The following is a 1,746-nucleotide window of genomic DNA, read 5'->3' as shown; positions in this document are numbered from 1 at the left end:
GGACAGCTTTCCGACATCGCCGTCCATCATCTCCTGCGAAAAGCCGAGACCGTCCAGCACTTCGCGGGCGCGGCCATCCAGCGCATAGCCGTCGAGTTCCTCGAAGCGGTGCTGCGCCTCGCCATATTTTTCGATGATCTCGTCCATCTGGTCGGCCTGCTCGGGATCGGCCATGGCCGCCTCGAGGGCCGCCATTTCGGCCGCGACTTCGCTGACCGGCCCGGCGCCGTTCATCACTTCGGCGACAGCGCTGTGGCCTTCCATGTCGCCGACATCCTGGCTGAAATAGCCGATGGCGACGCCGCGATCGACCTGCACCTGGCCTTCGTCTGGCTGCTCCTGGCCGGTGATCATGCGAAACAGCGTCGTCTTGCCGGCGCCGTTCGGCCCGACGAGGCCGACCTTCTCGCCCTTCTGCAGGGACGCCGACGCTTCGATGAAGACAAGCTGACGGCCGTTCTGCTTGCTGATGCTTTCAAGTCTGATCATGCGGTGTCCGGGGAATTTTGCTTGCGTGAAACGATTTGCCCGGCGCCTTACGCGAAGGATAGCCGCAAAGGAAGAGGCGCAAGCGCCGCACACCGCCGATCTCCCCCCTCGTGGGGGAGATTGGCAGCTTCACCGCCAGACACACTCCAGAAACAAGATTCAACATCCGGGAAAAACTCGCGAAAACATCGCCTGTCATAACCACCCTCGCGGCGGTCACGCGGCCTGCGGCACAACGCGAAGAAATGGTCCCGAAACATGCAACGACGTTCGACCGGATGGATGGGTGCCCTGACAGGCATTTCGCTCGCCGTGCTTGCGGTCGCACAGTCGGATGCGGCGGTCACCCGGAGCGAATATTGCAGCCGGCTCGGTCTTCAACTCGACGGAGCCATCCAGACCAAAGCCAAACCCGGTGCCAGTGCGAGCCAGATCGCCGAGGCAACGGCACTCCAGGACAAGGCGAACCGGTTCTGTGCCGAGCGCAAGCAGGCGCAAGGCATCCGGACCTATGCCAATGCCCTGAAACTTCTTGGCGTGACACCGGTCGACCTGGACCAGTGACAGCAACCATCCATCCCTGAAAGACAGGCCGCCACTCTCGGATAGCGACGGCGGTTCTTCCAGCGCATAGCACCGCTGAAATTGCTGCCGGCTACTTCTCGCCCAGATACTGGAAGACGGCCTGCTTCCACCAATCGCTTTCGATGGTCTGCAGGAGGGCGACATCGAGAGACTTGCGCAACGGGCTGCCGAGCGGCAGCGCAATGGCATATTGCTGCTGGTCGAAGGTCGCATCGAGAATCTGCAGGCTTGTCGCGTAATTCTGCCCGACCAGCCAGCCAAGCAGCGGCTTGTCGTGCACCAGCGCGTCGATCTTGCCGGCGCGAAGCGCGTTGAGGCCTTGCTGGATCGAGGCAAAGTCCTGATGACGGATCTGGGTCGAATCCAGATAGGACGCCGTCGACGAGCTCTGCACCGCGCCGACCCTGACCGCGGCGAGATCGCTTTCGCCCTGCACCATGCCTTCCATCTGCGTCACCGTCAGCACCGATGTGACACCCGCAGTGAACACCGCGATCGCAATGATCGATCCCATCATCCAGAGCGCGGCCAGCGCGCGCCCCGGCACGGTTCGCGGGCCGAAATCACCGGTGCTGGCCTGCGTCGCGGCGATGGTCGACCACCACATGCTGGAAAACAGTCCCTTGGCGACGCCGCCGCCGAAATCGTCATTGTGCCGGCGTTCGACCATCC

General features: G+C 62.8%; 3 protein-coding genes. 1 reads left to right on the top strand and 2 read right to left on the bottom strand.

The window, feature by feature from the left end:
* Positions 1 to 489: ATP-binding cassette domain-containing protein (locus EN991_RS34975; protein WP_164769620.1), on the bottom strand; the 489-nt coding region annotated here is incomplete at its 3' end.
* Positions 490 to 747: 258 nt separating this feature from the next.
* Here EN991_RS34975 and EN991_RS34970 point away from each other — a divergent pair.
* Entirely contained in the window at positions 748 to 1,053 is a 306-nt protein-coding gene (locus tag EN991_RS34970; protein WP_024501716.1) for a hypothetical protein, read from the top strand.
* Positions 1,054 to 1,144: 91 nt separating this feature from the next.
* Here EN991_RS34970 and EN991_RS34965 read toward each other — a convergent pair.
* Positions 1,145 to 1,746, bottom strand: a 602-nt coding sequence (locus EN991_RS34965) for a transporter substrate-binding domain-containing protein (RefSeq protein ID WP_127370432.1), incomplete at its 5' end; no start/stop codon positions are given.

Origin of the sequence: Mesorhizobium sp. M7A.F.Ca.US.005.03.2.1 (assembly GCF_003997795.1) — a bacterium.
Classification (GTDB): Bacteria; Pseudomonadota; Alphaproteobacteria; order Rhizobiales; family Rhizobiaceae; genus Mesorhizobium; species Mesorhizobium ciceri.
This window is presented reverse-complemented; position numbering and strand designations above follow the sequence as displayed.